At 61.5% G+C, this 24,411-nt stretch carries 20 protein-coding genes; 17 read left to right on the plus strand and 3 right to left on the minus strand.

Annotated features, from left to right (window positions below; translation table 11 throughout):
* The first annotated feature begins 116 nt into the window (after positions 1-116).
* The 3 genes from AAHK20_RS11100 to AAHK20_RS11110 all read left to right on the plus strand — a co-directional run bounded on the left by AAHK20_RS11100 (position 117) and on the right by AAHK20_RS11110 (position 3,907).
* Entirely contained in the window at positions 117-2,105 is a 1,989-nt protein-coding gene (locus tag AAHK20_RS11100) for an AI-2E family transporter (protein ID WP_449181494.1), read from the plus strand.
* A gap of 410 nt (positions 2,106-2,515) precedes the next feature.
* A complete protein-coding gene (locus AAHK20_RS11105; RefSeq protein WP_449181495.1) occupies positions 2,516-2,710 on the plus strand; it encodes a hypothetical protein in 195 nt (64 codons plus the stop codon).
* A 168-nt stretch (positions 2,711-2,878) separates the two neighbouring features.
* On the plus strand, positions 2,879-3,907 hold the full coding sequence (locus AAHK20_RS11110; protein ID WP_449181496.1) for an SGNH/GDSL hydrolase family protein: 1,029 nt from the start codon (positions 2,879-2,881) through the stop codon (positions 3,905-3,907).
* Positions 3,908-3,924: 17 nt separating this feature from the next.
* Here the strand turns inward: AAHK20_RS11110 and AAHK20_RS11115 are convergent, their stop codons facing one another.
* A complete protein-coding gene (locus AAHK20_RS11115) occupies positions 3,925-4,632 on the minus strand; it encodes a dienelactone hydrolase family protein (RefSeq protein WP_449181497.1) in 708 nt (235 codons plus the stop codon).
* 198 nt (positions 4,633-4,830) lie between these two features.
* Here AAHK20_RS11115 and AAHK20_RS11120 point away from each other — a divergent pair, with 198 nt between their 5' ends.
* The 3 genes from AAHK20_RS11120 to AAHK20_RS11130 are packed head-to-tail and all read left to right on the plus strand — an operon-like array spanning position 4,831 to position 7,409.
* Complete coding sequence (locus tag AAHK20_RS11120; RefSeq protein ID WP_449181498.1) at positions 4,831-5,562, plus strand: PIG-L deacetylase family protein; 732 nt, start codon at positions 4,831-4,833, stop codon at positions 5,560-5,562.
* Entirely contained in the window at positions 5,559-6,254 is a 696-nt protein-coding gene (locus AAHK20_RS11125; RefSeq protein ID WP_449181499.1) for a 4-carboxy-4-hydroxy-2-oxoadipate aldolase/oxaloacetate decarboxylase, read from the plus strand. Before AAHK20_RS11120 ends, AAHK20_RS11125 begins: the two co-directional genes overlap by 4 nt.
* A 12-nt stretch (positions 6,255-6,266) precedes the next feature.
* Positions 6,267-7,409: a 4-oxalomesaconate tautomerase gene (locus AAHK20_RS11130; protein WP_449181500.1), complete on the plus strand. Its 1,143-nt coding sequence runs from the start codon at positions 6,267-6,269 to the stop codon at positions 7,407-7,409.
* Positions 7,410-7,425: 16 nt separating this feature from the next.
* On the opposite strand, the gene AAHK20_RS11135 is transcribed toward AAHK20_RS11130, so the two are convergent.
* Positions 7,426-8,694 (minus strand): LysR family transcriptional regulator, encoded by a 1,269-nt coding sequence (locus AAHK20_RS11135; RefSeq protein ID WP_449181501.1) that lies wholly within the window; start codon positions 8,692-8,694, stop codon positions 7,426-7,428.
* A 474-nt stretch (positions 8,695-9,168) separates the two neighbouring features.
* Between AAHK20_RS11135 and AAHK20_RS11140 the strand changes: the two genes are divergently transcribed.
* The 11 genes from AAHK20_RS11140 to AAHK20_RS11190 all read left to right on the plus strand — a co-directional run bounded on the left by AAHK20_RS11140 (position 9,169) and on the right by AAHK20_RS11190 (position 23,258).
* A complete protein-coding gene (locus AAHK20_RS11140) occupies positions 9,169-10,014 on the plus strand; it encodes a gallate dioxygenase (protein WP_449181502.1) in 846 nt (281 codons plus the stop codon).
* On the plus strand, positions 10,011-10,370 hold the full coding sequence (locus AAHK20_RS11145; protein WP_449181503.1) for a protocatechuate 3,4-dioxygenase: 360 nt from the start codon (positions 10,011-10,013) through the stop codon (positions 10,368-10,370). Before AAHK20_RS11140 ends, AAHK20_RS11145 begins: the two co-directional genes overlap by 4 nt.
* 113 nt (positions 10,371-10,483) lie before the next feature.
* Positions 10,484-11,827, plus strand: a complete 1,344-nt coding sequence (locus tag AAHK20_RS11150; RefSeq protein ID WP_449181504.1) for an MFS transporter — start codon at positions 10,484-10,486, stop codon at positions 11,825-11,827.
* 100 nt (positions 11,828-11,927) lie between these two features.
* Positions 11,928-12,473 carry a hypothetical protein gene (locus AAHK20_RS11155; protein ID WP_449181505.1) on the plus strand — a complete coding sequence of 182 codons (546 nt, stop codon included), beginning with the start codon at positions 11,928-11,930 and terminating at the stop codon, positions 12,471-12,473.
* 87 nt (positions 12,474-12,560) lie between these two features.
* Entirely contained in the window at positions 12,561-13,652 is a 1,092-nt protein-coding gene (locus AAHK20_RS11160) for a porin (protein ID WP_449181506.1), read from the plus strand.
* Between the two features lie 770 nt (positions 13,653-14,422).
* On the plus strand, positions 14,423-14,758 hold the full coding sequence (locus tag AAHK20_RS11165) for a hypothetical protein (RefSeq protein ID WP_449181507.1): 336 nt from the start codon (positions 14,423-14,425) through the stop codon (positions 14,756-14,758).
* Between the two features lie 12 nt (positions 14,759-14,770).
* Positions 14,771-16,417, plus strand: a complete 1,647-nt coding sequence (locus AAHK20_RS11170) for a DUF2334 domain-containing protein (RefSeq protein ID WP_449181508.1) — start codon at positions 14,771-14,773, stop codon at positions 16,415-16,417.
* 562 nt (positions 16,418-16,979) lie between these two features.
* Positions 16,980-18,194: a non-hydrolyzing UDP-N-acetylglucosamine 2-epimerase gene (gene wecB, locus AAHK20_RS11175; RefSeq protein WP_449181509.1), complete on the plus strand. Its 1,215-nt coding sequence runs from the start codon at positions 16,980-16,982 to the stop codon at positions 18,192-18,194.
* A 540-nt stretch (positions 18,195-18,734) separates the two neighbouring features.
* Positions 18,735-20,693: a glycosyl transferase family protein gene (locus AAHK20_RS11180; RefSeq protein ID WP_449181510.1), complete on the plus strand. Its 1,959-nt coding sequence runs from the start codon at positions 18,735-18,737 to the stop codon at positions 20,691-20,693.
* Complete coding sequence (locus AAHK20_RS11185; protein ID WP_449181511.1) at positions 20,690-22,369, plus strand: NfrA family protein; 1,680 nt, start codon at positions 20,690-20,692, stop codon at positions 22,367-22,369. Before AAHK20_RS11180 ends, AAHK20_RS11185 begins: the two co-directional genes overlap by 4 nt.
* 13 nt (positions 22,370-22,382) lie before the next feature.
* Positions 22,383-23,258, plus strand: a complete 876-nt coding sequence (locus AAHK20_RS11190; RefSeq protein WP_449181512.1) for an alpha-amylase family protein — start codon at positions 22,383-22,385, stop codon at positions 23,256-23,258.
* Between the two features lie 42 nt (positions 23,259-23,300).
* Here AAHK20_RS11190 and AAHK20_RS11195 read toward each other — a convergent pair whose 3' ends face one another.
* Positions 23,301-24,248 (minus strand): glycoside hydrolase 5 family protein, encoded by a 948-nt coding sequence (locus AAHK20_RS11195; RefSeq protein ID WP_449181513.1) that lies wholly within the window; start codon positions 24,246-24,248, stop codon positions 23,301-23,303.
* Between the last annotated feature and the right edge of the window lie 163 nt (positions 24,249-24,411).

Consider the following 24,411-nt stretch of genomic DNA (forward strand, 5'->3'; position numbering starts at 1 on the left):
GCGTCGATCTTTCGGATTGCAGCTATTACGACAGCATGGGAAGGATTGCAACGCCAGCCGGCCACTCGCGCATGCAGCGGGTGGCCGGCTTTGTTTTTGCGCGCTGGGCATGTCGTATGCGTGCCTATCAAACTGGAGCCGATGTTGGCAACCGGAGTTGCTTCGTGACTGCGCGCCGCACATCCCGCCACCCCGGTGGCAAACATTCACCGTCCGACGCTTCCAGTCTGCGAGCCTTGGTCTCGCTGACGAGCGGCGTGGTCGTGATCGGCGCGTTGTACGTCGGCCGAGCCGTGCTGATTCCCATCACGCTCGCGGTGCTGTTGAGTTTTCTGCTTGCCCCTTTTGTCGATCAGCTCCGACGCCTGCGGATCGGACAATTGCCGTCGGTGCTCATCGCGGTGCTGCTCACGCTGTCGTGTCTGACCGCGGTGGGGACCTTGATCGGAGCGCAGGTCGCGCAGCTGGCGGGGGATTTGCCACGCTACGAGGTGGCGATCGAGCGCAAAGTCGACCGTGTCGAGCGGGAAGCGATTGGGCGGGCGGACGCCTTTTTGCATCGCATGTCGAATGCGCTGAAGCGGGTCGCGCCGTTCGGCGAGGAGCCGGTGCTCAAGAACATCGAGACGGCGGGGCCCGCGGGCAACGCGCCGATGCCCGTCGAAGTGCACGAGCCTTCGCTGTCGCCGTTCCAGTTGGCCGAGCGCTTCCTGTCTCCGGTCATCAGTCCGCTCGAGACGACCGGCATCATGCTGGTCGTCGCGATCTTTGTGCTACTGCAGCGCGAGGATCTGCGCGACAGGTTGATCCGCCTGTTCGGTTCACATGACCTGTATCGCACGACGATCACGATGGACGAGGCGGCACGCGGCCTCAGCCGCTATTTCCTCGCGCAGTTGGGCGTCAACGTGAGCGTCGGCATGGTGGTGGGAGCCGGCCTTGCGATCATCGGCGTGCCGGGCGCGCTGCTGTTCGGCGTGGTGGCCGCTTTGCTGCGCTTCGTGCCGTATTTCGGTACGTGGATCGCGGCCGGCTTGGCGCTGGTCATGGCAACGGCGATCGGCCCCGGGTGGTCGATGATGCTATGGACGCTGGCGCTATTCGCCGTCGTCGAAGCGGTCGCGGTTCAATTCGCGGAGCCATTTCTATACGGCCACAGCACCGGGCTCTCACCGTTCGCGGTGATCGTCGCCGCGATCTTCTGGAGCTGGATCTGGGGGCCGGTCGGACTCGTGTTGTCGACGCCGCTGACGCTGTGCCTCGTGATCCTGGGGCGGCATGTGGAGCGGCTGGAGTTTCTCGACGTGCTGTTCGGCGTCCGGCCCGCGCTCACGCCCGCCGAGAACTTCTATCAGCGCCTGCTCGCGAACGATCCGAACGAAGCGTTTTCCCAAGCCGAGTCGCTGCTGCGCGAGCGCTCGCTATGTGCCTACTACGACACGGTGGTGATCGAAGGTCTGCACTACGCCCGCAACGACTTGCTGCGCGGCAAGATCACCGCCGATCAACTCAAGCACATCAAGAAAGCGGCGCACGATTTGATCGAGCGGCTGGAAAACGCCGACGATCTGAAGTTCCTGGCAAGCCGCCGCGCGCGCTCGGACGGCCCGCCGAATGAGGGCGTCCGCGCGTTGCCGCAGTCGGTGGATCAAGAGGCGGCTGACGCATCCCAAGCGCCTTCGGTGCTGTGCATCATCGGCGGACGAGGCAAATTGGACAGTCTCGCCGTTGCCGCCGCGACGCATGTGCTCACGAAGTTCGGGTTCGCGGTCGGCCATTCGAGCTACGAGCGCTTTACGCGGCATGACCCGATGGACTTTGCCGATGTGACGGTCTTCTGCGTGATGTCGCTCGATGCGATCGAAAATCCCCCGTATTTACGCAGCTTGCTGCGCCGCTTGCATCAGGCCAGCGCGACAGCCCACTTGATCGTCGGTCTGGCCGCGAGCGAGAGCGAATTGCGCCGCGAGTTTCAGGAGCGCGAGGCTTCGGTCGTGGCGACGCTCGATGCGCTGGTCGAGGCGTGTCGGCATGCCGTTTGCGGCACGCCGGACAGCTTCGATCAAGCCACGCCGCGCGACGAGTTCATGCCCCATCAGGGATGAGCGGGAGGTAGAGCGGCACAATCAGAAGAAGCGGCCGAAATAATCGTATGCACCGAATAGTCTTTTTATATAAAGCATTTAATTTCATTAAAAAGACATGCTATTGGGTTCGTCTTCCAACGGAGGCGAAACCCGATAGATACGGGCTGCCACGTATTGCAAACGCAACGGCAGCGCCTTAGTATTCGACGTGCCTCACCCCACTGTGCAGCGGCAGCCCCACCTTCCCGGGGCGCCGAAAATAACTACCGAAATCATTCGCAATTGGCGGCCCTGAGTAATTCGTGCCGCCGATTCGATTTATCGCCGCGGATATTCTTAATACTTATTGTTTAAATCCGATCGGGAAAAAATTGCCGAGCGCCATTTAGAAAGCAAGTCGCTTCTACTGATCGAACCCGGGAATGAACATGCTGAGCCCTCACGAATTTGCAACCCTATTGCTGGTCAAGGATGCCGCCGACGAGATCGCGGACCGCGCCGAACTCAGCGCGCTCCTCGAACGACAACTCGTGGCACTCGAAGACCTCGCCAGCGGCACCTCGCGTCCGCGTCTCACCGCCGACGGAGACATCGTCCTCGAAGCGATGGGGCGTTTTCACTGACCCATAAGTGCCTCGCTTCCTGCTGTTCGCGTGACCTCAAAGCGTCGCGCGCAATCGCGACAGCGCATCTTTTTTGCTTAACGTAAGTGCTTTTGGAAAAACGTTAAGCAGGCTGGCGATAGGCCGGACGCGCGCGTCGCGCTCCAGCCGACCGGCCGGGGAGGCGCGATGCGCGGAATTCATGACAAGGCTGGCATGGCAATCTCTGCCGTGCTGATTGCACTGCTTACCTCCTGCGGGGGGCATGGGAGCACCTCAAGCGGCGGTGGCGGTAGCGTCGGATCCACACCGGCCGGCGGCGTCAATCTGCAAATCGTCTCGTTCGGCGATAGCCTCTCGGACGTGGGCACCTACGCGCCGCTCGCGAGCGCCGTGGGAGGCGGGCGCTTCACGACCAATCCGGGGCAAGTGTGGACGCAAGATGTCGCGCAATACTACGGCGACACGCTCACCGCCGCCTTTACGATCGACATCACCCATAAATTGAGTGCGCAGAATGGGCTCGGCTATGCGGAGGGCGGCGCCACGGTTGCGACGCCGGCCAGCCAGAACGACTTTCTGACCGACGTGATCGGCAATGTGGAAATGCCGGTCAATCAGCAGGTTTCGAGCTATCTGGCCGCGCACGGGACCTTCAACGCGAATCAATTGGTGCTCGTCTGGGCAGGCGCGAACGATGTGCTTCGCGCGGGAGCGCTACCGGCCGCGGCGCAGACCCTTCAGACGGCCGCTACCACGCTGGCTCAAATCATTGGACAAATCGTGCAGGGCGGCGCCACGCATGTCGTCGTGGCCAATGTGCCGAACGTCGGGCTGTCGCCCAAAGGCCTCGCCCAGCCCGACGGCGGGGCCACGCTGACCCAGGAGTCGCAGCTGTTCAACAACGACTTGAATGCTGCCTTGCAGGCCGACGGCCTGCAAGGCAAGGTCATCCAGGTCGATGCCTACACCTGGGTGAATCAGATCATCGCGAACTTTCAGGCCAATGGCTTTAGCGTCTCCAACACAGGCCAAGCCTGCGACCCATCGAAAACGCCCGATGACACGTCATTGCTCTGCTCGCCGCCCACCTACGTGTCGGCTAATGCGGATCAGACGTTCATGTTCGCCGACGACCTTCACCCGACCACGCATTTGCACACGCTGTTCGCGCAGTTCGTGGAGAAGCAGATCGCGGCGAGCGGTTTGGGGCACTGAGCCTCTTGGCGGGCGCGTTACGCCCACATCGTGCGTCCCAGGAACGTCAGCGTGCGGTCCCAAGCCAGCTGTGACCAGACCGGATCGAATTGCGTGATCGCGATTCGGTTGGGTCCCACCGCGGTTTCGTTGGCAAACGCGTGGCGCGCGAGGTAGCGATGAAATTCGTAGTCGACTTTCGCGTCCGACAACTTGGTTTCCAGCGCACCGACCGTCTCGATTGAAAAGGCATCGTCCTGCGTCGCCCAGTGGCCGATGACGGGCGCCTTGATCTTTGACGCGTCGATGTACTCGAGCGGAGGAAAGCCGTACCACACCACGCCAGCCGATACGTCGGGGCTCTGGCATAGCGACAGCAAGGTCAGCGCGCCGCCCATGCAATAGCCCATCACGGCGACGCGTTCGGAACGTTGCTTCAAATACTGCACGGCGCCGCGAACGTCCTGGCCCGCCGCATCGCCGAAGTCGAGGCCGCTCATCAAGTGATGCGCCTCTTCCTCTTCGACGGTCATCTTGCCGCGATAGAGATCGGGCACCAAGGCCACATATCCGGACTTCGCCAGCCGGTCCGCCACGCCGCGGATCTGATCGTTCAAGCCCCACCACTCCTGGATTACGACGACTGCGGGCGCGCCCTCGGGCTTCTCAGGCGTTGCCAAATACCCCTGCAGTTGCTGGCCGTCAGGGCGCTGAAAGGTAATCATCGATCCTGCCGTCGGTTTCATTGGATGCTCCTTGGTTGAACGAGACCGCTAGCATAGCGCCGACGCGGAATCCTCGCTCGACGCCTCGCCGCGGCCCTTCTACGGCGAGACCGATAAACAAATCAGAAGGCTATCCGACGTACTTCGCACCGCTCCCGGCGAGCCTCGAGACCTAGAATGGGTCCTGATGAAATGACCTGATTTCCACAGGAACAAACCATGACTGCTGGTCAATCGATGTTGGTGGTGAGCGCGCATAGCGCGGACTTTGTCTGGCGCGCGGGCGGCGCGATCGCGCTTCATAAGAAGAACGGATACCGGGTAAAAGTGGTCTGCCTGTCCTTCGGCGAGCGAGGCGAATCGGCCAAGCTCTGGCGCAAGGGCGAAATGACGATCGAGAAAGTGAAGGCGGCCCGTCGCGAGGAAGCGGAGCGTGCCGCGGATGTGCTCGGCGCCGAGGTGGAGTTTTTCGATCTCGGCGACTATCCGCTGCGCGTTCCCGACGAGGCGTTGATGCGACTCGTCGACGTCTATCGCGAGGTGCAGCCCGCGTTCGTGCTGAGTCACTCGCTCAAAGACCCGTACAACTTCGATCATCCGCTCGCGATGCACGTCGCGCAGGAGGCCCGCATCATCGCGCAGGCAGAAGGGTATCGTCCGGGGCAGAAGGTGGTCGGCGCGCCGCCCGTCTATGCGTTCGAGCCGCACCAGACGGAGCAGTGCGAGTGGACCCCGACGACTTTCCTCGACATCACCGAGGTCTGGGAGACCAAGCGCCGCGCGATCGAATGCATGGCCGGCCAGGAGCACCTCTGGGAGTACTACACGCGAGTGGCGCTGCAGCGCGGCGTGCAGGCGAAACGCAATATCGGCATCACGGCGAACCGCAACATCGAATACGCGGAAGGGTATCAGCGCATCACGCCGCAAGTGGTGGGGGATCTGTCATGAAGCGCGGCGTGGTGGTGACGCAGGTATCGCGGGCGAAACCGGCAAGCGTCGACATTCTGCGGGAGGCGGGCGTGGCGACCGTGCACGAGGCGCAGAGCCGTCTTGGGCTCTTCGCATCGTATCTGCGCCCGATATACGCCGGAGCGCGCATCGCGGGATCGGCCGTCACTGTGCTGATGCCGCCGTCGGACAACTGGATGCTGCACGTCGCCGTCGAGCAGTGCCGCGCGGGCGACGTGCTCGTCGCGGCGCCGACCTCGCCGTGCGAGGACGGCTATTTCGGCGAACTGCTGGCGACCTCGCTGGCGGCGCGCGGCGTGTGCGGGCTCGTCATCGATGCCGGCTGCCGCGATGTGGAGGCGCTGCAGAAAATGAATTTTCCGGTCTGGTCGAAGGCGGTGTCCGCGCAAGGCACGGTGAAGGAGACGCTGGGCTCGGTCAACGTCCCGATCGTTTGCGCGCAGCAGTTGGTGCGTCCCGGCGACGTGATCGTGGCCGATGCCGACGGCGTGCTCGTCGTGCCGCTCGAAACGGTCGACGCGGTCGCGGACGCCGCGCTGGCCCGCATCGCCAAGGAAGAAAAGACGCGCAGCGTGCTGGCGTCGGGAACGCTGGGCCTCGATTACTACGGCATGCGCGAGAAGCTGGCGGCGAAGGGGCTGCGCTACGTCGATTCCGTGGACGAACGCTAAAGGAGCGTCGCCATGTCGAACAACCCGTCGCGGCGTCAGACGCGCATTCGCTGCATGATGATGCGCGGAGGCACGTCCAAAGGCGCGTTCTTTCTCGCGTCCGATCTTCCCGACGATCCCGTCGCCCGCGACCGGGTGCTGCTGGCGGTGATGGGCTCACCGGACCGCAGGCAGATCGATGGCATCGGCGGCGCCGATCCGCTGACGAGCAAGGTCGCGATCGTCTCGCCTTCGACGCGCGACGACGCGGACGTCGATTATCTGTTCGCGCAGGTGGTCGTCGACGAAGCGCGCGTCGACTACGGGCAGAACTGCGGCAACATGCTGGCGGCGGTCGGTCCGTTCGCGATCGAACGGGGGTTGATGTCGGCGCGCGAAGGGACCACCGACGTTGTCATCCACATGGTCAATACCGGGCAGATCGCCGTGGCTTGCGTGCCCACTCCCGGCGGCTTCGTGACCTACGAGGGCGAGGCGCGCATCGACGGCGTGCCCGGCACGGCGGCCGCTATTCCGCTCGCCTTCAGGGACACGGCCGGATCGACCTGCGGCGCGCTGCTGCCGACCGGACGGCTGCGCGATTCGATCGGCGGCATAGAAGTCACCTGCATCGATAACGGCATGCCGTTGGTGCTGATTCGCGCGGCCGATCTTGGACGCACCGGCTATGAGAGCCGCGAAGCGCTCGATGCGGACACGGAATTGAAAGCGCGCATCGAGGCGATCCGGCTGCAAGCCGGGCCGCTGATGAATCTCGGCGACGTGAAGGAGCGGACCGTGCCGAAGATGTGCCTGATCGCCCCGCCGCGCGACGTCGAGCGAGGCGGGACGCTCGCGACACGCAGCTTCATTCCGCACCGCTGCCATGCGTCGATCGGCGTGCTCGGCGCGGTGAGCGTGGCGAGCGCGGCGGTGATGCCGGGCACGGTCTGCGACGGCATCGCCGCGTCCGCGCCGGGGCGGCGCAGGCGCGTGTCGGTCGAGCATCCCACGGGCGAATTCACGGTTGAACTCGAGACCGGCGGCACGGCGGACGCGCCCGAGGTGCTCAGCGCGGCGCTGCTGCGCACGGCGCGTTGGCTCTTCGATGGCGAGGTAGGGATTCCATCGTCGGTGTGGGCCGAAACCCAACAAGCGCAGGTGGAGCACGCTTGAGCGTGCTCGTGCGCGTTCATTGGCTTCGGCGAGGGCGGTGGCGTGCGGCCGCGCGCGCCTCGCGATCCAGATCGCCCGCGACGATCCGAATCGCGTCGATCAACGCACGCGCGGCAGGCGATGGCGTGCCCGCGGCGCGCAGCGTCAAGCCGATATCACGGCTCGTGTTCCGTGTCGGCACATCGAGCGCGACCAGCTGGCCCGACTGCCGCTCATAGTGCAACTGCTGGGCGGACAGCGCCGCGATCATGTCGGTGCGCAACAGCAAGCCGCGAATCACGGCGAGGTCGGCCGTCTCGACGGCCGGTAGCGGCGGCTTGATTCTCGCGCGCTTGAACAACGACTCGAACAAGCCGCGCGCCGGGGCATGGCTGCGCGGCAAGATCCATTGGGCGTCGGCGAGATCCTTGATCGTGAGGCCGCTTTCGCCGGCCAACGGATGATCGCGCCGAGCCAGCACCACGAGGTCGTCCGACATCAGCTTTTCGTTTTCGAGGCCGCTCGTCGCATCGTTCGGACGCAGCGCGCCAAGGATGAAATCGATGTCGCCCGCGCGCAGCCCCGCCACCAGCGTCTCGTAGGCGCTTTCGTCCGTGACCACTCTGACGCCGGGGTATTGCGCGATCACCTTCGCGATCGCTTCCGGGAGGATCAGCGTGCGGCCAAGCGGCAGCGCGCCGACCGTCACGCGTCCCTGGATGCTGCCGCGCAGCGCGGCCACGTCGTCCGAGACGTGGCGCAGCTCGTTCAGCGCGCGGCGCACGTGCAGCAGGAACGTCTCGCCGTCGCTGGTCAGCAATAGGCCGCGCGGATTGCGTTCGAAGAGCGTCAGCCCGGCACCGCTCTCGAGAATCCGGATCGCGCTGCTCACGGCGGGCTGGGTGATGCCGAGCGCACGTGCCGCGCTCGGCATGTGCCGGTGCCGGGCCAGCGCCGAGAACAATTCGAGCCGCCTGGCGTTGAGCAAGTACGCAGGCACGGTGCCTTCGGCGGCCGAGCGCCTGCGCGATTGCCGCGCCTCGCACCATCGCGCCAGCTCTTCCAGCTCGCCGAGCACGCGTTCGCTGCGCTTGAGCACCGCTTTACCGACCGGCGTCGGCAACATGCCCGAAGGCTTGCGATCGAAGAGGGGCTCGGCGAGCGCCGTCTCGATCTCCTGTACCGCTCGCGTGACAGCGGATTGCGCGCGAAAGAGGGCGGTGGCCGCCCGGCTCACGCTGCCCGTCTGCGCAACGAGCGAGAAAGCGCGCAAGCAGGCGAGGTTCAGAAGCTCGCTGGGGTTCATGAGCCGCGTCCTTGAGCAAGCGCTCGAGTGTCTATCGCTCGTTTTTGAATTGGCGCGTGCCGGATAGTCGAACTCATTTGCGGGCCTCCCTGGTGTCGGGAAGTATAACGGCGTGCATGGGCATTCGACGGGTCGGCCGATTGGAATGCGAGTTGATTCTGCGGGTATCTGTTTCGTTTATCGAGTCGCACATAGGTCACAGGAGGGCATGACGGGGGCGCTAAATCGCGGGATGCGGAAGAAAGCCTTATGTGACGGGCTTGCCAGGCGCGATCCGAGGCGGCGCCCAACCCACTGAACCGGAAAATCCGGAGGTATACGCATGAATTATCACGTTATCCCCTACTGTCGACGACCGCCGCGGCTTTGTATCGTTGTATCCCATATCGACCGCCGGCGAACTGAGGTGAAACCGGCGTCCTATCGAAACGGCGCGCAAGGCGTGCACGGCAGCAAACAAGGTAATCACACGACATGGCAAGAATCATCGGCGGTATCGGCACCTCCCATGTGCCGACCATTGGCGCGGCGTACGACAACCGAAGGCAGAACGATCCCGCGTGGGCGCCTCTTTTCAAGGGGTATGAACCGATTGCGAAGTGGCTTGCCGAAACCAAGCCCGACGTGATGGTGATGTTCTACAACGACCACGCGAACAGTTTCTTTTTCGACTGCTATCCGACTTTCGCGCTCGGCGTCTCGCCGAACCACGCGTTCGCTGACGAGGGCGCGGGAAAGCGCCCGCTGCCCGACATCGCCGGTCATCCGGATCTCGCCATCCATATCGCCGAGCAGATGATCGACGACGAGTTCGATCTCGCGATCTTTCAGGAGCGTGCGCTCGACCACGGCTGCAACTCGCCGCTCTCATTGATGCTGCCGCACGAAGGCGGCTGGCCGATGGCGCTCGTGCCGATGGAGGTCAACGTTTTGCAATACCCGCTGCCTACGGCAAGACGCTGCTATCGGCTCGGCCAGTCGCTGCGGCGCGCGATCGAGTCGTTTCCGCAGGACTTGAAAGTGGTGGTCGTCGGCACCGGAGGGCTGTCGCATCAGGTTCATGGCGAACGAAGCGGCTTCAACAACACGGATTGGGACCTCGAGTTTCTCGACTTGATCGTGCACGACCCACAGCGTCTTGCCGCGATGAAGCACGTCGACTATGTGCGGCTCGGCGGCGCGGAGAGCGTCGAGACCATCATGTGGCTCGCCATGCGCGGCGCGCTCGGCGAAAAAGTGCGCGAAGTTCACCGCAATTACTACCTCGCGACCAGCACCGCGATGGCTGTGACGCTCTACGAAGACGAGGCGACGCAATGAACCCGCAATTGATCGGCGTCGAGGAACTGACCGGCACCTATCCGTTCGACATTCGGCAGAGCATCAAGACGCTGCGCTTGAACCGCTTCTTCTGGCAGATGCGCGAGGCGCCCGCGCGCGAGCTTTGGCTTCGCGATCGCGCGGCCGCCTATGCGGCCGCTGGCCTGACTGACGAAGAGTGCGCCCTGGTGGACGCATGCGATTGGCTTGGCCTCGTGCGCTACGGCGTGTGCTTCTTCGTCCTCGAAAAATTCGCACGCGTCGTGAAGGTGAGCAACCTCGCCATGTATGCCTCGATGCGTGGCGAGACGCTTGAAGCGTTTCTCAGGACTCGCAAGGTGCCGGGCGCGGCTTAGCGGCGATCGTCGCGCCGCGATAAGCGGCGCTGCGCTGCCACACAAGCAGACGCAAAAATCGACCTCGCGGACGGTAGATCCCGGGGCACAGAAATCAATTCACGGAGACAAGCATGAACCCAGAAGCATCAGTCGATATCAAGGCATTCATCGACGCGCGCAGCGTGTCGGCGTATCAGTGGCTCGTCCTTCTGCTGTGCTTTTTTATCGTCATGATGGACGGGCTGGACACGGCGGTGATGGGTTTCGTCGCGCCGGTCATCATGCACGACTGGAGCGTCGCGCGCGCGGCGTTCGGGCCAGTCATGAGCGCGGCGATGATCGGGCTCGCGGTCGGCGCGCTTGCCGCCGGGCCGGCGGCCGATCGCATCGGCAGAAAGGCGATTCTGATCGGATCGGTCACGTGCTTCGGCCTTTTCAGCTTGTGCTGCGCGTTTGCCGATACACCGCTGCAGTTGATTGCGCTGCGCTTTCTGACGGGGCTCGGGCTTGGCGCCGCGATGCCGAATTCGACCACGCTGTTGTCGGAATACGTGCCGTCGCGCAGCCGGTCGCTGTTGCTCACGATCATGTTCACCGGCTTCAACTTCGGCTCGGGCGTGGGCGGCTTCATCGCCGCGTGGCTGATTCCGCACTTCGGCTGGCGCGGCGTATTCGTCTTCGGCGGCGTCGTGCCGCTCCTGAGCGTGCCGGTGCTGCTTTGGCTGCTGCCTGAATCCGCGCGCTTCATGCTCGTGCGCAAAGCGGATGCCGCGCGCATCGCGGCGGTCTTAGGACGCGTCTGCCGGCATACGTTCGGCGGCCAAGTGAGCTTTACGTCCCCCGAACCCGCGGCGGTCGAAAAGGCGCCGGTGCGCATGCTGTTCGCGGATGGCTACGCGTTCGGCACGCTGATGCTATGGATCACGTACTTCATGGGCCTATTGATCATCTACTTGCTGACCGGGTGGCTGCCGACGCTCATCAAGGACGCCGGCCTGCCCGTCGAGCGAGCCGCGGCCATCACCGGGCTGTTTCAGCTCGGCGGCACGGTCGGCGCGGTTGCGGTCGGGTTCGCGATGGATCGCATGAACCGCAATGCGGTAATCGGAGCCGCTTACCTGTTCGGCGGCGTGTTCATCTTCGCGCTGGGCGCGGGCTCGTTGACGTCGGCGATGCTGCCGGTGCTGGTCGCTTGTGCGGGTTTCTTCATGAGCGGCGCGCAAACGGGATTGAACGCGCTGGCGCCGACCTACTACCCGACCCGCGCGCGAGCGACCGGCGTCAGCTGGATGCTCGGGTTCGGACGGCTCGGGGGGATTCTCGGTTCGTTCATCGGCGGCGTGCTGCTGTCGCTGGGCTTCACGTTTGCCACGGTGTTCTCGATTCTCGCCGTGCCGGCAGTGTTAGCCGCCATCGCCATCGTGATGAATCGGGTGGCATTGCGTTACATCACCAGCCCGATGGCGGAGACGTGAGATCGCTAGCGGCGAGGCCGCCGCCGTTGTCGCTGTCGTAAATGGCGTCGACGGCCGCAGCATCAACATTCTTTAAAACAACGTAATGAGGAGCGGAGACATGAGCAGCAATTACAGCACTAACGGAAAGGAAATCGACAAAGGACTGAATTGGGAGACATCCACGAAGCCGAATCTCAAGGCGACCCTACGCGCCGGCGTGGCGGGCGGCTTGACGGGAGCGGTCATCATCTGGATTTACGAGGCGTTGGTGTGGGTGGGGGCGCAGCATTTGATGCCGCTTGCCGGCATTCCGCGCAATGCAACCGGCCTTGTATTCGGCAAGGAAGTGCAGGAGGCGATCGGGATTTGGGCTTATGTCGTCGGCACTGGCATTCACTTTGTCTTCGCCACGGGGTGGGGCGTGCTGTTTGCGGCGATTTGGCCTTACTTCCGCCGGCGCGGATACGAGGCGACGTTCGTGGCGCTGTTTTACGCCATCCTCGCGTGGATCGTGATGCACGTGGCAATCTCGATCGCCTCTGACAATCACCCCAATTACTACGATCCCGCCGTGATCATCGGCGGCTTCATGTCTCACTTCTGCTTTACGGTTCCGCTGGCTCTCGTCGTGAAGCGGATGCTGGCGCCGCAGTCGGCGCGCTAGCCCAACCGCCTTTCGGCTTATCGCGTAGACGACAGACAGGAGAAAGAGGATAAACACATGAATATTAAAAATATAGCAATACTAACGATGATGACAGTAGGGGTGATCGGTTCGAATCAAGCGTACGCGCAGTCGTCGCTGACTCTGTACGGAATTCTCGATGTTTTCGCAGGCTATCAGTCGTCGAAAGTCGGGGGCAAGAATACGTCTTTGAGCGTCCTTGGAAACAACGGCGAGTTGACGAGCCGATGGGGCCTGCGTGGATCGGAAGACCTCGGCGGCGGATATCGCACGACGTTCGTCCTCGAGAACGGCTTCGATCCCGGCACGGGCAAGCAGCAGAACCCCTATCGCTTCTTCGACCGTCAGGCGTGGGTTGGCATTGCGGCGCCTTACGGCGAGTTCCGGTTTGGCCGCCAGAATACGCCGATGTTCGCCTGGAGCGGCAATATGGATGCCTTCAGCGCGGCGACGTATGGCTCGGGCTACAACAACTTTTCCAATTGGCTGGCGCGCGTCGACAACGACATCAGCTACCTCTCGCCGAAGATCGCGAACACACAACTTGAAGTTCACTATTCGGTCGGCGGACAGCCGGGGACGTTGGCGGGGAACGCGGTCTACCAGGCGGGCGTGCAGACCACGCAAGGTCCCGTCTATCTCGCGTTGGCGTATCTGAACGCGGCCAACGCGACGAACACGGTCCGGGTCCAGGAAATCATGGCAGGGGGCAATTACGACTACGGCCGGGGCAAACTCTATTTCGGCTACTTCCGCGCGAACGACGTGATCTCGGCGACAACAGGCAATGCGTTGTCGAATCCGGCCGGCAAGTATGATCCGTCGGTCGGTCCGGTCGGCAACGTGCCCGGAGAATGGCACAGCACGTATTCCGTTTCCGCCGATTTCCGCTTTAGCCCGTTCTTGAGCGTCGGCGCCGGCTACGCGTGGATCAAGGACGATTCGTCGCTCGGCAACGGCGCGCGCGAATACAGCGCGATCGTCAATTACGATCTCTCTAAGAGCACGCGGCTTTATGGCGTCGTCTCGCGCTTGAACAATGAGAATTCCGCGCAGTTCAAGATGACGGGCGCCAGTATCACGACGGGGTCGTTCCTGACGCCGGACGCGGGGCAGAGCGAAACCGGCGTGCAGATCGGGATCCGCCACCTGTTTTAACCGAACGGCTCGCCGGCGCTCGGGCCACGATGACCCGTGCGTCGGCGCTTGCCTAATCCACGACGAGGCCGCCGAGCCTCTCGCGTCGGGCCGGCTGCGCCCTGTGCTCCCCGGGCGCCGTCCTTCCTCCCTGGCTTGTGCTTCTGTTACCCAGCCAACCTTCATCCCCCGGCAATCGATCGTCCCGATCGCGGGCGGTTCAATTCAGCCGCGACGCGATTTAGCTGCCACTCGTCATTTTTAGATAAAACCGGATTATTCAGGAGAATAATCAGATTCTTCTTATCGAATTAAGAATCTAAAAATAAGTGAGCGTCATATATCCGCGTCTACTGCCGATTTGAAGTTATCCCGAGTTCGTCGAATGAATACTCGTTGATGGAATTATGTGTGCAAGCACCTATTTGTGATCCGAAACAAAGTGACAAGATTAAAGCAAGCTCCACGCAAGCGTTTAGGGGCAAGGCTCCTAGGTCGTAACGCCCGGATCGCGGCGGCACAAAAAAACGCTAGAAACTGGCGGAAGAAGGCATATGCCTTGACCTATGCTTTCGCTGCGCTGGAGACAACTAACGCATGTTCGATGTCGTAAAAGCAGTTGCTTGGTAATTAAACGCGGAATTGGCAGTCAGGCAAGGCGACCTGGATTGTCCCGCAGGGGAAGTTCGCACCATGTGCGGCGTGCCGAGCATAAGCGAATCCCTGGTCCGGATAACTAGCGAGTGAACCTCGACTGGACTTGATGATTGAGCATATGAAAGGGGTTAATCATGCGTCGTCGACACCTTCCCTCCCACCTGCGCCGTTCTGATTTTCTGCCCATTGTTCTTACCGCTGCGGCGATGCTGCTCATCAGCGTCGCAACGCACGATGCGCTAGCGCAATCCGCCAACGCAAACGTGAATGCCGGCGCCAATTCAAACGGCAAGAAGCAGGATCCCACCAAGACTTTCAAGGTTCCTCCCTTACCCAACGGCTCGGCGCAGATCAAACCCAAAGCCGGCATGTCGGACAAGGAGTGGGGCAACGCCTATAAGGAAACGGGGCGGCCGCTCTTTGACCGCAACACGGTCAAGAAGGTAGGCGACACGGTCGAACGGGACTAGGGAGCAGCGGTCATGAAAAGAATCATCCTCATCCTCGCGCTGCTTGCGGGTTTCGCGCAAGTCACCGTGCCGAATACCGCGTACGCTCAAGCGACGACGGCAAGCACGCTGATCCTCTATGACAATCCGGCCAATGATCCGTACTCGAAGCTTGGTCTGATGTACGCCATCATGCTTAGGAACTTGCTCGGGCACTTCAACGCAACCGTTCAAATCATGCCGGTGCAGAACTACACATCCGGCATGGTCAACAGCAATACGGTCACGTTCTACATTGGCGACTACTACAACAATCCGCTCCCGGCCGCGTTCATGAACGACGTGATGACGACCAAGAACACGGTGGTCTGGTTCAAGTACAACCTGTGGCAGATCGCGTGGAATAGCGCTTACACGTTCAATCAGACCTTCGGCTTTAGCTTCCTCGGGCTGGCGGGTATGAACGCGACACCTTCGTCGAGCAACCCGAATCCCGGGTTCTACGACACGGTCACCTATAAGAACATGTCGATGGTGAAGTACTACGCGTACGACGCCACGACAGGTGCTATCAACGCCGATCCGGATGTGGGGCTGACGCAGGTGACCAACTCGGCGCTGGCGCAATCGTTGGTGACGATGACGAATAGCCAAACCAAGGCCACGACGCCGTATGTCATGCGCTCGGGCAATTTCTGGTACTTCGCGGACATCCCGTTCACGTACATCGGACCGACGGACCGCTATCTGGTGATCTGCGACATGCTGCACGACATTCTCCAGACGAACGCGGCGACCAACCATCGCGCGCTGGTGCGGTTCGAAGACCTCGACGCCTACACGACGACCGCTTCGATGAATTCGCTGGTGAACTATATGTATGGCAAGAAGATCCCGTTCACGATGGCGACCATCCCGGTCTATACGGATCCCAATGGCTATTACAACGGCGGCGTTCCGGAGACCATTCACCTTGCGCAAGCGACCGGCCTGAAGAGTATTCTGAGAAACGCCATCACAAAGGGCGGGACGATAGTCGCGCACGGTGAAACTCACCAATACGATTCGACGCCGAACCTCCTGAACGCGGTCAGCGGCAACGACTACGAGTTCTGGTACGCCGTGCAGAATCGCCCGGTGGATGAAGACTCGGTGCCGTGGGCAGCAGGCAGGATGACCGAGGCAATCGCCGAGTTCACGTTAAACGGCTTTAAAGTCGCGGGTTGGGCGGCGCCGCAGTATCAAATGTCGGCTAACGCTTCGATGGCTGCGGCGACGGTGTTCCCGACGGCGACGTTCCAGAGGGCGGTCTACTACACGGCCACGGACCCGCAGATCGGTACGGGTGCAGCAAATCAGGACTTTTCGGCAGGTCAGTTCTTCCCGTACATCATCAACAAGGATTACTACGGCGAGCGGATCATTCCGGAGAACCTCGGCTGCATTCAATACGACATCTGCAATATCGATCCATTTTCCTGTGTGACCTATACGTGGCAGCAGCTGGTGACGAACGCGCAATACGGTCTGGTGGTACGTGATGGCTTCGCATCATTCTTCTTCCATCCGTACTGGCTCGAGCCCAACTTGAAATTGCCCGCGCTCAGCAACTTCGAGAGTCTCATCACGGGCATCACCAACCTTGGCTACACCTGGGTGGACGGGACCACCGCCAAATAACGCAGTAAGCAAGGCGGAATCGGGCGACTCGCGCGGGCTAGGGCGCGGGTCGCGCGAGCGGGGCATTCACGGAAGCAGCAAGCGTTGCGGCGCATGAAATCGAGTGGCAGCGCGGCGCCAGTCGACATGCGGCGCCGATTGTCCAAAGTGATTTCGCTCTGCATTCCTATGACAATCGAATCGTTGACGTTTCAGAATTGAAGCGAATTAAGATCAGGGAGAGTTAAGGCTTTAAAAAGTCAATCTTTATTAAACCAAGCAAAGACACAATTAGACGCCAATGACGAGTTCGAGTGATTTTCAAATCTGTCACGGATTTGTTTTAATCGGATGTACTAAACGAACTAGGAATTGGCGGGAGACATGAGCGGCTGGATCTTATACTCCGTTCGCCCCGCTTGAAGTTGCCAGGATGAAGCCATGGGGATCGAGGTTTCCGCAAGCGTCACGCGCTTAACGGACCACGTGTCGACGGGTAGAAGAACGTAGTGGAGACGCGCCGGCGCAGGGCCAAATCGGCTTCGCCGGATTTCCGCAGCGCGATTACGCGGCGAGGGGAAAAATGAAGAAGGTGCTAACTGTATTCGGCACACGGCCGGAAGCCATCAAGATGGCGCCTCTTGTGCATGTCCTTTCAGCACGAGACGATATCGAAGCAAAAGTCTGCGTCACCGCTCAACACCGGGAAATGCTGGATCAGGTTTTGGACCTGTTCGACATTGAACCCGATTTCGATTTGAATCTCATGCGCAAGGGGCAGTCGCTAAGCGATTTGACCTCCGGCATATTGCAAGGCATCGGCGCGGTGTACGACGAATGCAAGCCCGATGTCGTGCTCGTGCACGGCGACACCACCACCACGCTCGCGGCAAGCCTCGCGGCGTTCTATCGATACATCCCGGTGGGCCATGTCGAAGCGGGGCTGAGAACGGGCAACATCTGGTCGCCGTGGCCAGAAGAGTTGAACCGCCGCGTGACCGACGCCGTCTCGTCGTGGCTGTTCGCGCCAACCGAAGAAGCCAAGCACAATTTGCTTAGCGAAGGATCGGCGGCTTCCAACGTCGTCTTGACGGGAAATACCGTCATCGATGCGCTGCTTCAGGTCAAGAGCCGATTGGACGAAGATAAGCCGCTCGTCGAACGCGTTGCCTCGCGATATCCGTTCCTCGATCCTACCCGGCGCTTGGTGCTCGTGACGGGACATCGGCGCGAGAGCTTTGGCGAGCCGTTCCGGCACTTCTGCGAAGCCCTGCGGCAGCTTGCCGAATTGCACGACGACGTCCAGCTCGTGTATCCGGTGCATCTGAATCCCAATGTTCGCGCGCCGGTGCAAGAGATTCTGGCGGGACAGCCGAACGTCTACCTGATCGATCCTCAAGACTATCTGCCGTTCGTTTTCCTGATGTCGCGCGCGTATTTGATCGTGACCGATTCCGGCGGCATTCAGGAGGAAGCGCCGGCGCTAGGCAAGCCGGTTCTCGTCACGCGCGAGACGACCGAACGCCCGGAAGCGGTCAAGGCAGGCACGGCGCGGCTCGTCGGAACCAGTACGGAGCGCATCGTTTGGGAGGCGAATAACCTGCTGGACAGCCGCACGCAGTACGACGCCATGGCTCAAGCGACCAATCCGTATGGCGATGGGCACGCTAGCGAAAAGATTGTCGATGCGCTGGTGCGGCTGCCGGCCGTGTCCACAGCGGTCAATTTTCCCGCGGAACCGCATGTGCTCTTTCAAAACGCGGTTACCTCGGGTCTTCAAGCGCTTCGCTCTGCTTAAGCGCGGAGCGCTGTCTTCGCAAAGGGGGAGCACGCATATTCATTGTGTGCGGACTGATATAGCGCCAAGCGAATTTCAGGCAATGGATGCCCTCATCTAAGGGGCGGGGAATTCTTCGCCTTGGCTTAAGCCATGTTTAAATTTTGGCGGCGCTGACCAAGCGGGCGGCGCTCGCTTGCGCACGCCTTGGCGACAGCCGCTTGAGAAGTTCGTTGGCCTGCGTGCGCAAGCATACGGTCTTTTGAAAGGCTGCGGAGCAGGATAGGTACAAAACAGCACGTGGTGTTGGGCGATTCCGTTTTGAAGAACCCAAGGGAGGCGAGGCGCGGCCAGCGAAGCGCGCTTTGTTGGCGTTTCGGATCAGCGGGATGGAAAGGCGATCCTTCGAGAGGTACCGGGGAAGCGGCGGCGCCACACCGAATGGTGCCGACGTATCGAGAGAACTTCACGCGAATCAGGAAACCAAAGTGCGTTCGGTCGCGGGTCGATGCGCAGCATGCCGGTCTCCGTTTGCAATGAACGCGAAGTATTGACGCCAAAATGCACGCAACGTCGATTTGGCTCTGGTATTTACACGGACTGAATACCGTCGCGATGGTGATCGCCGTCGTGATCTTCATCAGCACGATCGACGATCTCATCTTGGATTCTTACTACTGGGTCTTCGAGATCGGCAGGATGCTGCGCGGCGAAAAGCCCGCCGCCATCGACGCCGCGCACTTGCGCTCGCTCGAGGAATCCTATCTGGCCATCATGGTGCCGGCATGGAAGGAATACGACGTGATCGCCAAGATGATCGAAAACACGCTAGCGACCATGGAGTATGAGCGCTATGTGATCTTCGTCGGCACGTACCACAACGACGCCGAGACGACCTCGGAGGTGGAGCGCATGGTGCGCCGCTATCCGCATCGGGTCACGCGCGCGACGGTATTGAACGACGGCCCGACTTGCAAGGCCGATTGCCTCAACTGGATCGTGGCCGCCATTCTCCGCTACGAGGAAACGCACCACATCCGTTTTGCGGGCGTCGTGATGCACGACTGCGAGGACGTGATCCATCCGATCGAGCTCAAGTACTTCAACTACGCGATCGCCGATAACGACCTGGTGCAATTGCCGGTGCTTTCGCTGCCTCGCAAGTGGAACGAGTTCGTCGCCGGCACCTACATGGACGACTTCAGCGAAACGCACCAGAAGGACATCCCGACTCGGCAGCGGCTGACGGGTATCGTTCCTGGCGCGGGCGTCGCGTCATGCTACAGCCGGCGTGCGATCGAAGCGGTGATGGCGGAGCGTGAAGGCCGCCCGTTCAATACGGATTCGCTGACGGAAGATTACGACTTCAGTTTCCGCCTGCGAGAGTTGGGCATGAAGGAAACCTTCGCGCGTTTCCCGATTTCGGAAGGCACATCCGGCAGGCCGCAAAGCGCTGCCGCGCGGCGGGCCGAGTCACGCAATCTGTTGGCGACGCGGGAATATTTTCCGAGCACGTTTCGCACGGCGTATCGGCAGCGCGCCAGATGGATTCTCGGCATTGCGTTCCAGGGCTGGCAGCAATTGCGTTGGGATGGCAACTTGCGTACGCGCTATATGTTCTTTCGCGATCGCAAGGGGATGGTGACGTCGATCGTTTCGGTCGCCGCGTACGGCGTGCTGCTCAACTATTCGACGCTCACGGCGCTACACGCGGCAGGGGTGCTGCCGCCAGTCGATCTTGCCGATGGCTTGATGGGCACGTGGCTCTATCCGCTCCTGGCGATCAATTCGGTGATGCTCGTCATTCGTCTCTCCGAGCGCTACTACTTCGTCAGCAAGCTCAACGGACCGATACAGGGGCTCCTCTCGCTGCCCAGGCTCTTCGTCAACAACCTCATTAATTTCTTTTCGGTCTGCCGGGCGTGGCGCATCTTCTTGAACCATCTCGCGACCGGCAAGCCGATTGCCTGGGACAAGACGAGCCACACCTATCTGTCCAATGAGGAACTCGGAAAAGCGCGCCGCAAGCTCGGCGAGATCCTCGTGACGTGGGGCCTGCTCACGCAGGCGCAAGTTGAGGCGTTGCTCGAGCGTCAGGCAAGCTGCGGCAAGCGCCTGGGCGAGCTATTGATCGAGAGCGACGCCATCAGCACTGAAACGCTCGCGGACGCTCTCGCGGAGCAGAACGAACTGCCGCGCGTGAGTTTGACCAACGTGGCCGTCGGGTACTTTTCCAAGGCGCTCGCGTTCGAATTGCAGTACGCGTTTCGCGCCGTGCCGTTTTCCACGTCCGAAGACGGCACGTTGAACGTGGCGGTCGGCAGTCCGCTTTCCGAAGACGAACAAGGCATCGTGCGGCGCGGCGCGGGCGCCAATGTCGCTTACTTCATCGCAAGCGATGCGGAAATTGAGGCGGAATTGGCGCGGCATGTGCGCTATGGCGAGCTAGAAAGTGGCGGTGGCCGGGAGATGGCCGTACGCCGCGCATCGTCGTCCGCGGGATCGGGGGAATTGGCATGAGACACACACAGAGGCCACGCCTTAAGCGCTTGAGCCTGCTTCTCAGAGCGGGCGGGCTTGCGACCGTCATGTCGTTCGCGGTTCACGCACACGCGAATGGCGCCGACACGCTCACGCCGCGAGCCTATCGTCTTGCCGACGCCGCTTATAAGGCGATCGCGGCCGGCGATCTGCCGCGCGCGGAATCGTATGCGTCGCGCGCGGTCAAGGCGCAACCGGGAAGTCTGCAGTTGAGCTTGCTGCTGCTCGATGTGTACGTTCGAGAGGGAAAGATCGCGGAGGCCGATGCGCAGGCCGACGCCTTGCTAAAGCGCTACCCGGACAACGGCAGGGTGCTGGCGCAGCATGGCTTTCTCGCGCAGAAGCAGCAGCGCAACGACGTCGCATCGCAGGACTTTGCCGCTGCGCTTCAAAAAGGCACCTGGACCGCCGACGAGCAACGCAACCTGCGCCTCGCCTGGGCGGATGCCGCGCTCGCGGCGCACGAGCCGGATCAGGCAAGCGCGGCGCTGCAGCCGCTTCAGGACCAACCGGACAGCGCCGTTCAGCTTCGGCTAGCGCAACTGAGGCTGCGCAACGGCGATAAGCAAGGCGCGATCAAGGCGGCCGAGCTCGCTCAGAGCAACGCGACAACGGATGAGGACAAGCAAAGCGCCGCGCAAATCATCGCGTTCGCGCAGCAGCCGGAACCGAAAGACGATACGGCGATGAAGACGCTGCAAAAAGCGTATGACCTGCTGCGCGAAAACAAGGATAGCGAAGCGCTCGAAGCATTCAGGCAAGGTTTTGCGGGCGGGGCGGGCAATGCGGGCAACTACGCCGACGCAGGCTACGCAGCCAAACGCATCGGAGCGAACCAGCAGGCCATCGAGTATTTCAAGCAAAGCCTCGATGCGGACGACTCAGAGCACTCGTTCGACCAGCAGCGCCGCTTTGGATATCGGCGCGAGGTGCAGCAGCTCGAGCGCACGTGGGGCTTCGTCGTGAGCCTGCCGTATCAGGAATCGGCGTTCAGTCAGTCGGGCACGGTCGACGTGCTGCAGCCGGGTCTCGAAGCGTACTGGCAACCGCCGGGGATCGGCTTCGACAACGGTCGAATCTTTCAGGTGTTCACGCGCTACTACGGCACGGCGTACGATGGGTCAGGCAACATCACGGGCTTGCCGACGTTGCAGGGTTCGGTCGGCGCGCGATACAAGCCGCTTCCCGACCAGAACGTCGTGATCAGCGCCGAGCGGCTGATTCGCATCGGCAGAGATTCGGTGAACGACTGGCTTGCGCGGCTAGGCTATTCATCGGAGGCGGGCAGCGATCTGCGGATTACCGAGCCGAGTTGGCGCAGTTGGCAGGCGTACGTGGAAGCGGATTACTTCTTCCACCAAGGGCGCTACGTGTTGTATTCGGAACTGCGCTACGGCCATACCTGGGCGCTTCCTGCGATCAGCGACCACCTGACTGTGTTTCCGCACGCGGCGCTGGCGTTCGATCATGACAACCGCGAAGTGAATCAAACGGCGATCGGCATCGGGCCGGGCTTGCAGTTCCGCTATTGGTTTCGCGAAAACCGCTATAGCGCACCGGCGAGCTGGGCAGACATCACCGTGCAGTATCGTTTTCCTTTGACGTCGGCCGCGCGTGCGCGCGGGGTCGTCGTACAGGCGACGCTATGGTACTAAGGCCTGTCTTTCTATGCTGACGTCCCGCCACTTCGTGCTGATGGCCGCAGTAGCCGCTGCCGTTCTGATGACCGGATGCGATTCTATGGTGAGCGACGTTCACGCGGACGGGATCGTCTGGCAAACCGATAACGCCACGGTCAATCCCGTGGGCAATTGGCAGGTGATGGGCGTGCACAACTTGCTCATCCAGTGGATGGTCGTGGACGATATGGCGTTTGTCGCCAACGCGGGCGTGCCGACGTATCCGCAGCTGCCCGATCTCGAACGGATCAGCCGCGCGCCGTGGGCACAGAATGTGATTCTCGGACTCGCCGGCTATCAGGACGAGAAGCGGGCGCGCGCCAATGTGTCGAAGCTCGCCGATATGTCCGCTTTCGTTGCGCGTGTGCCGACTCCGCTGCACGTGACCGGTTACTACTTTCCGGTCGAGATCGATCCGACCTGGACCGACGCCCCCAAGCTCGCCGCGTTATTGAACAAGCTGCCGCGGCCGCTTTGGGTGACGGTGTATGACCGCACCAACATCGGTGGCGCCGCGCTTGCCGATTGGCTCGCGTCGTGGCTGCCGAAAGACGTCGGCGTGTTCTTCCAGGATGGCTGCGGCGTGTACGCGCGCGAACCGTCGGTGGCTCGCGACTACCTCGATGCGCTGGCGGTCCGCCTCGGCGAGAAGCGCGTGCGCGTCATCGTCGAGGCGTTCCGTCCGAACACGAACGGCGGTTTCCGTGCGGCTACTGCTGAGGAACTGAGGCGGCAGCTATCGGCCTACGACGGCTACTCCGCTTACCTCTTCGACGGGCCGCACTACGTGTCGGACCAACTGGCCCGCGAGCTCGCACCCCATGCCGCGGCGCAGCAGGCAGCGAGCCAGCCGGCCAGCCAGTGACAGCGGTGCGTGGCACGCGCTGCCAACTGGACTTTCACAGCATCAGGCCGGCGACTTGAGCGGAATAATGGTCTGACGCAGCAGCTTGAAGTAGTTGCTGGTCGTGTACGGGACCATTTCCTCAGCGTAATACCACCAGAAGAATCCTCCGATGAATTTCGGATCGCCCATCGAATCGACCATCGGGTAATACGTGGTGATCAGATTGTTCTGGACCGATGCCGGAGCGCCAGTGTCAGACGTACCGATTTCGCCGAAACCCACCTTGGCGTTCGGGAAGATGCTCTCGAGCGCCGCGAAATCGTTCTTCCAGGACGGCGACAGTCCCGGGCAGTCCTGATACGGGTAGTAGCTGAAGAGCGCGTAGTCGGCGTTCTGGCGGACCGTTGCCGGCAGGAACGCGGCGGGCCAGGTCTTCCAGTAGTCCTGCGGCAGCTCCCAGCAGTTGTTGCCCTTGCTGTCGTCGTTGTAGTAGAGCGTCACGGCTGTCTTGCCGCCGGCCGCTTTGACGATCGAGCTTGCCGCTGCAACCATCTGACCAATCTGCGTTTCCTCGGAATTGACGACCGAGTTCGAGCCGTCCAGGTCCGGGCGCAGCCATTCGCCGTTGATCTCGTTGGCGATCTCCCAGACGTCGACGGTGTTCTTCAGCGTCGACACGAGTTCCTGCGTTCGCGCGGTGTAGTCGGCGAGCGTGGTCGGGAAGTAGTACGAATCCATCACTTCGCCCATGACGTTCGCGACGGCATGCAGTTTCAGCAGCGGCGCGTAGTAGTCGGCGGCGGACGTGCCCGGATCGAACACGACGCGAACCGTCGGACGATACGGGAGGTTTTGCAGCGATGCGATGATTCCGTTGAGTTTCGTCAGATCATCGAGCGTCACGCCGTAGACGGGCGACTTCAATGGTTCGACTTGAGCTTGTGCAGGTTGAGAAAAGGATACGACCCCTGCAAATGTCAGAGCGGCGACAGCGGCCGCTCGCGACATGCTTTTGGCTAGTTTTGTAGGCACGCTAATTTCACGGTTGAGTGGAAGGAGCGCGCATCTTACCTAATGTTTCAGCACCTAAAATCAGACAAAAATCGAAAAAAAGGGGCTAATGGTGCGATGAAAACGAATGTTTACTGTTCAATATCCCTAAATAATCAAA

It is taken from the genome of Trinickia camelliae (assembly GCF_053525655.1).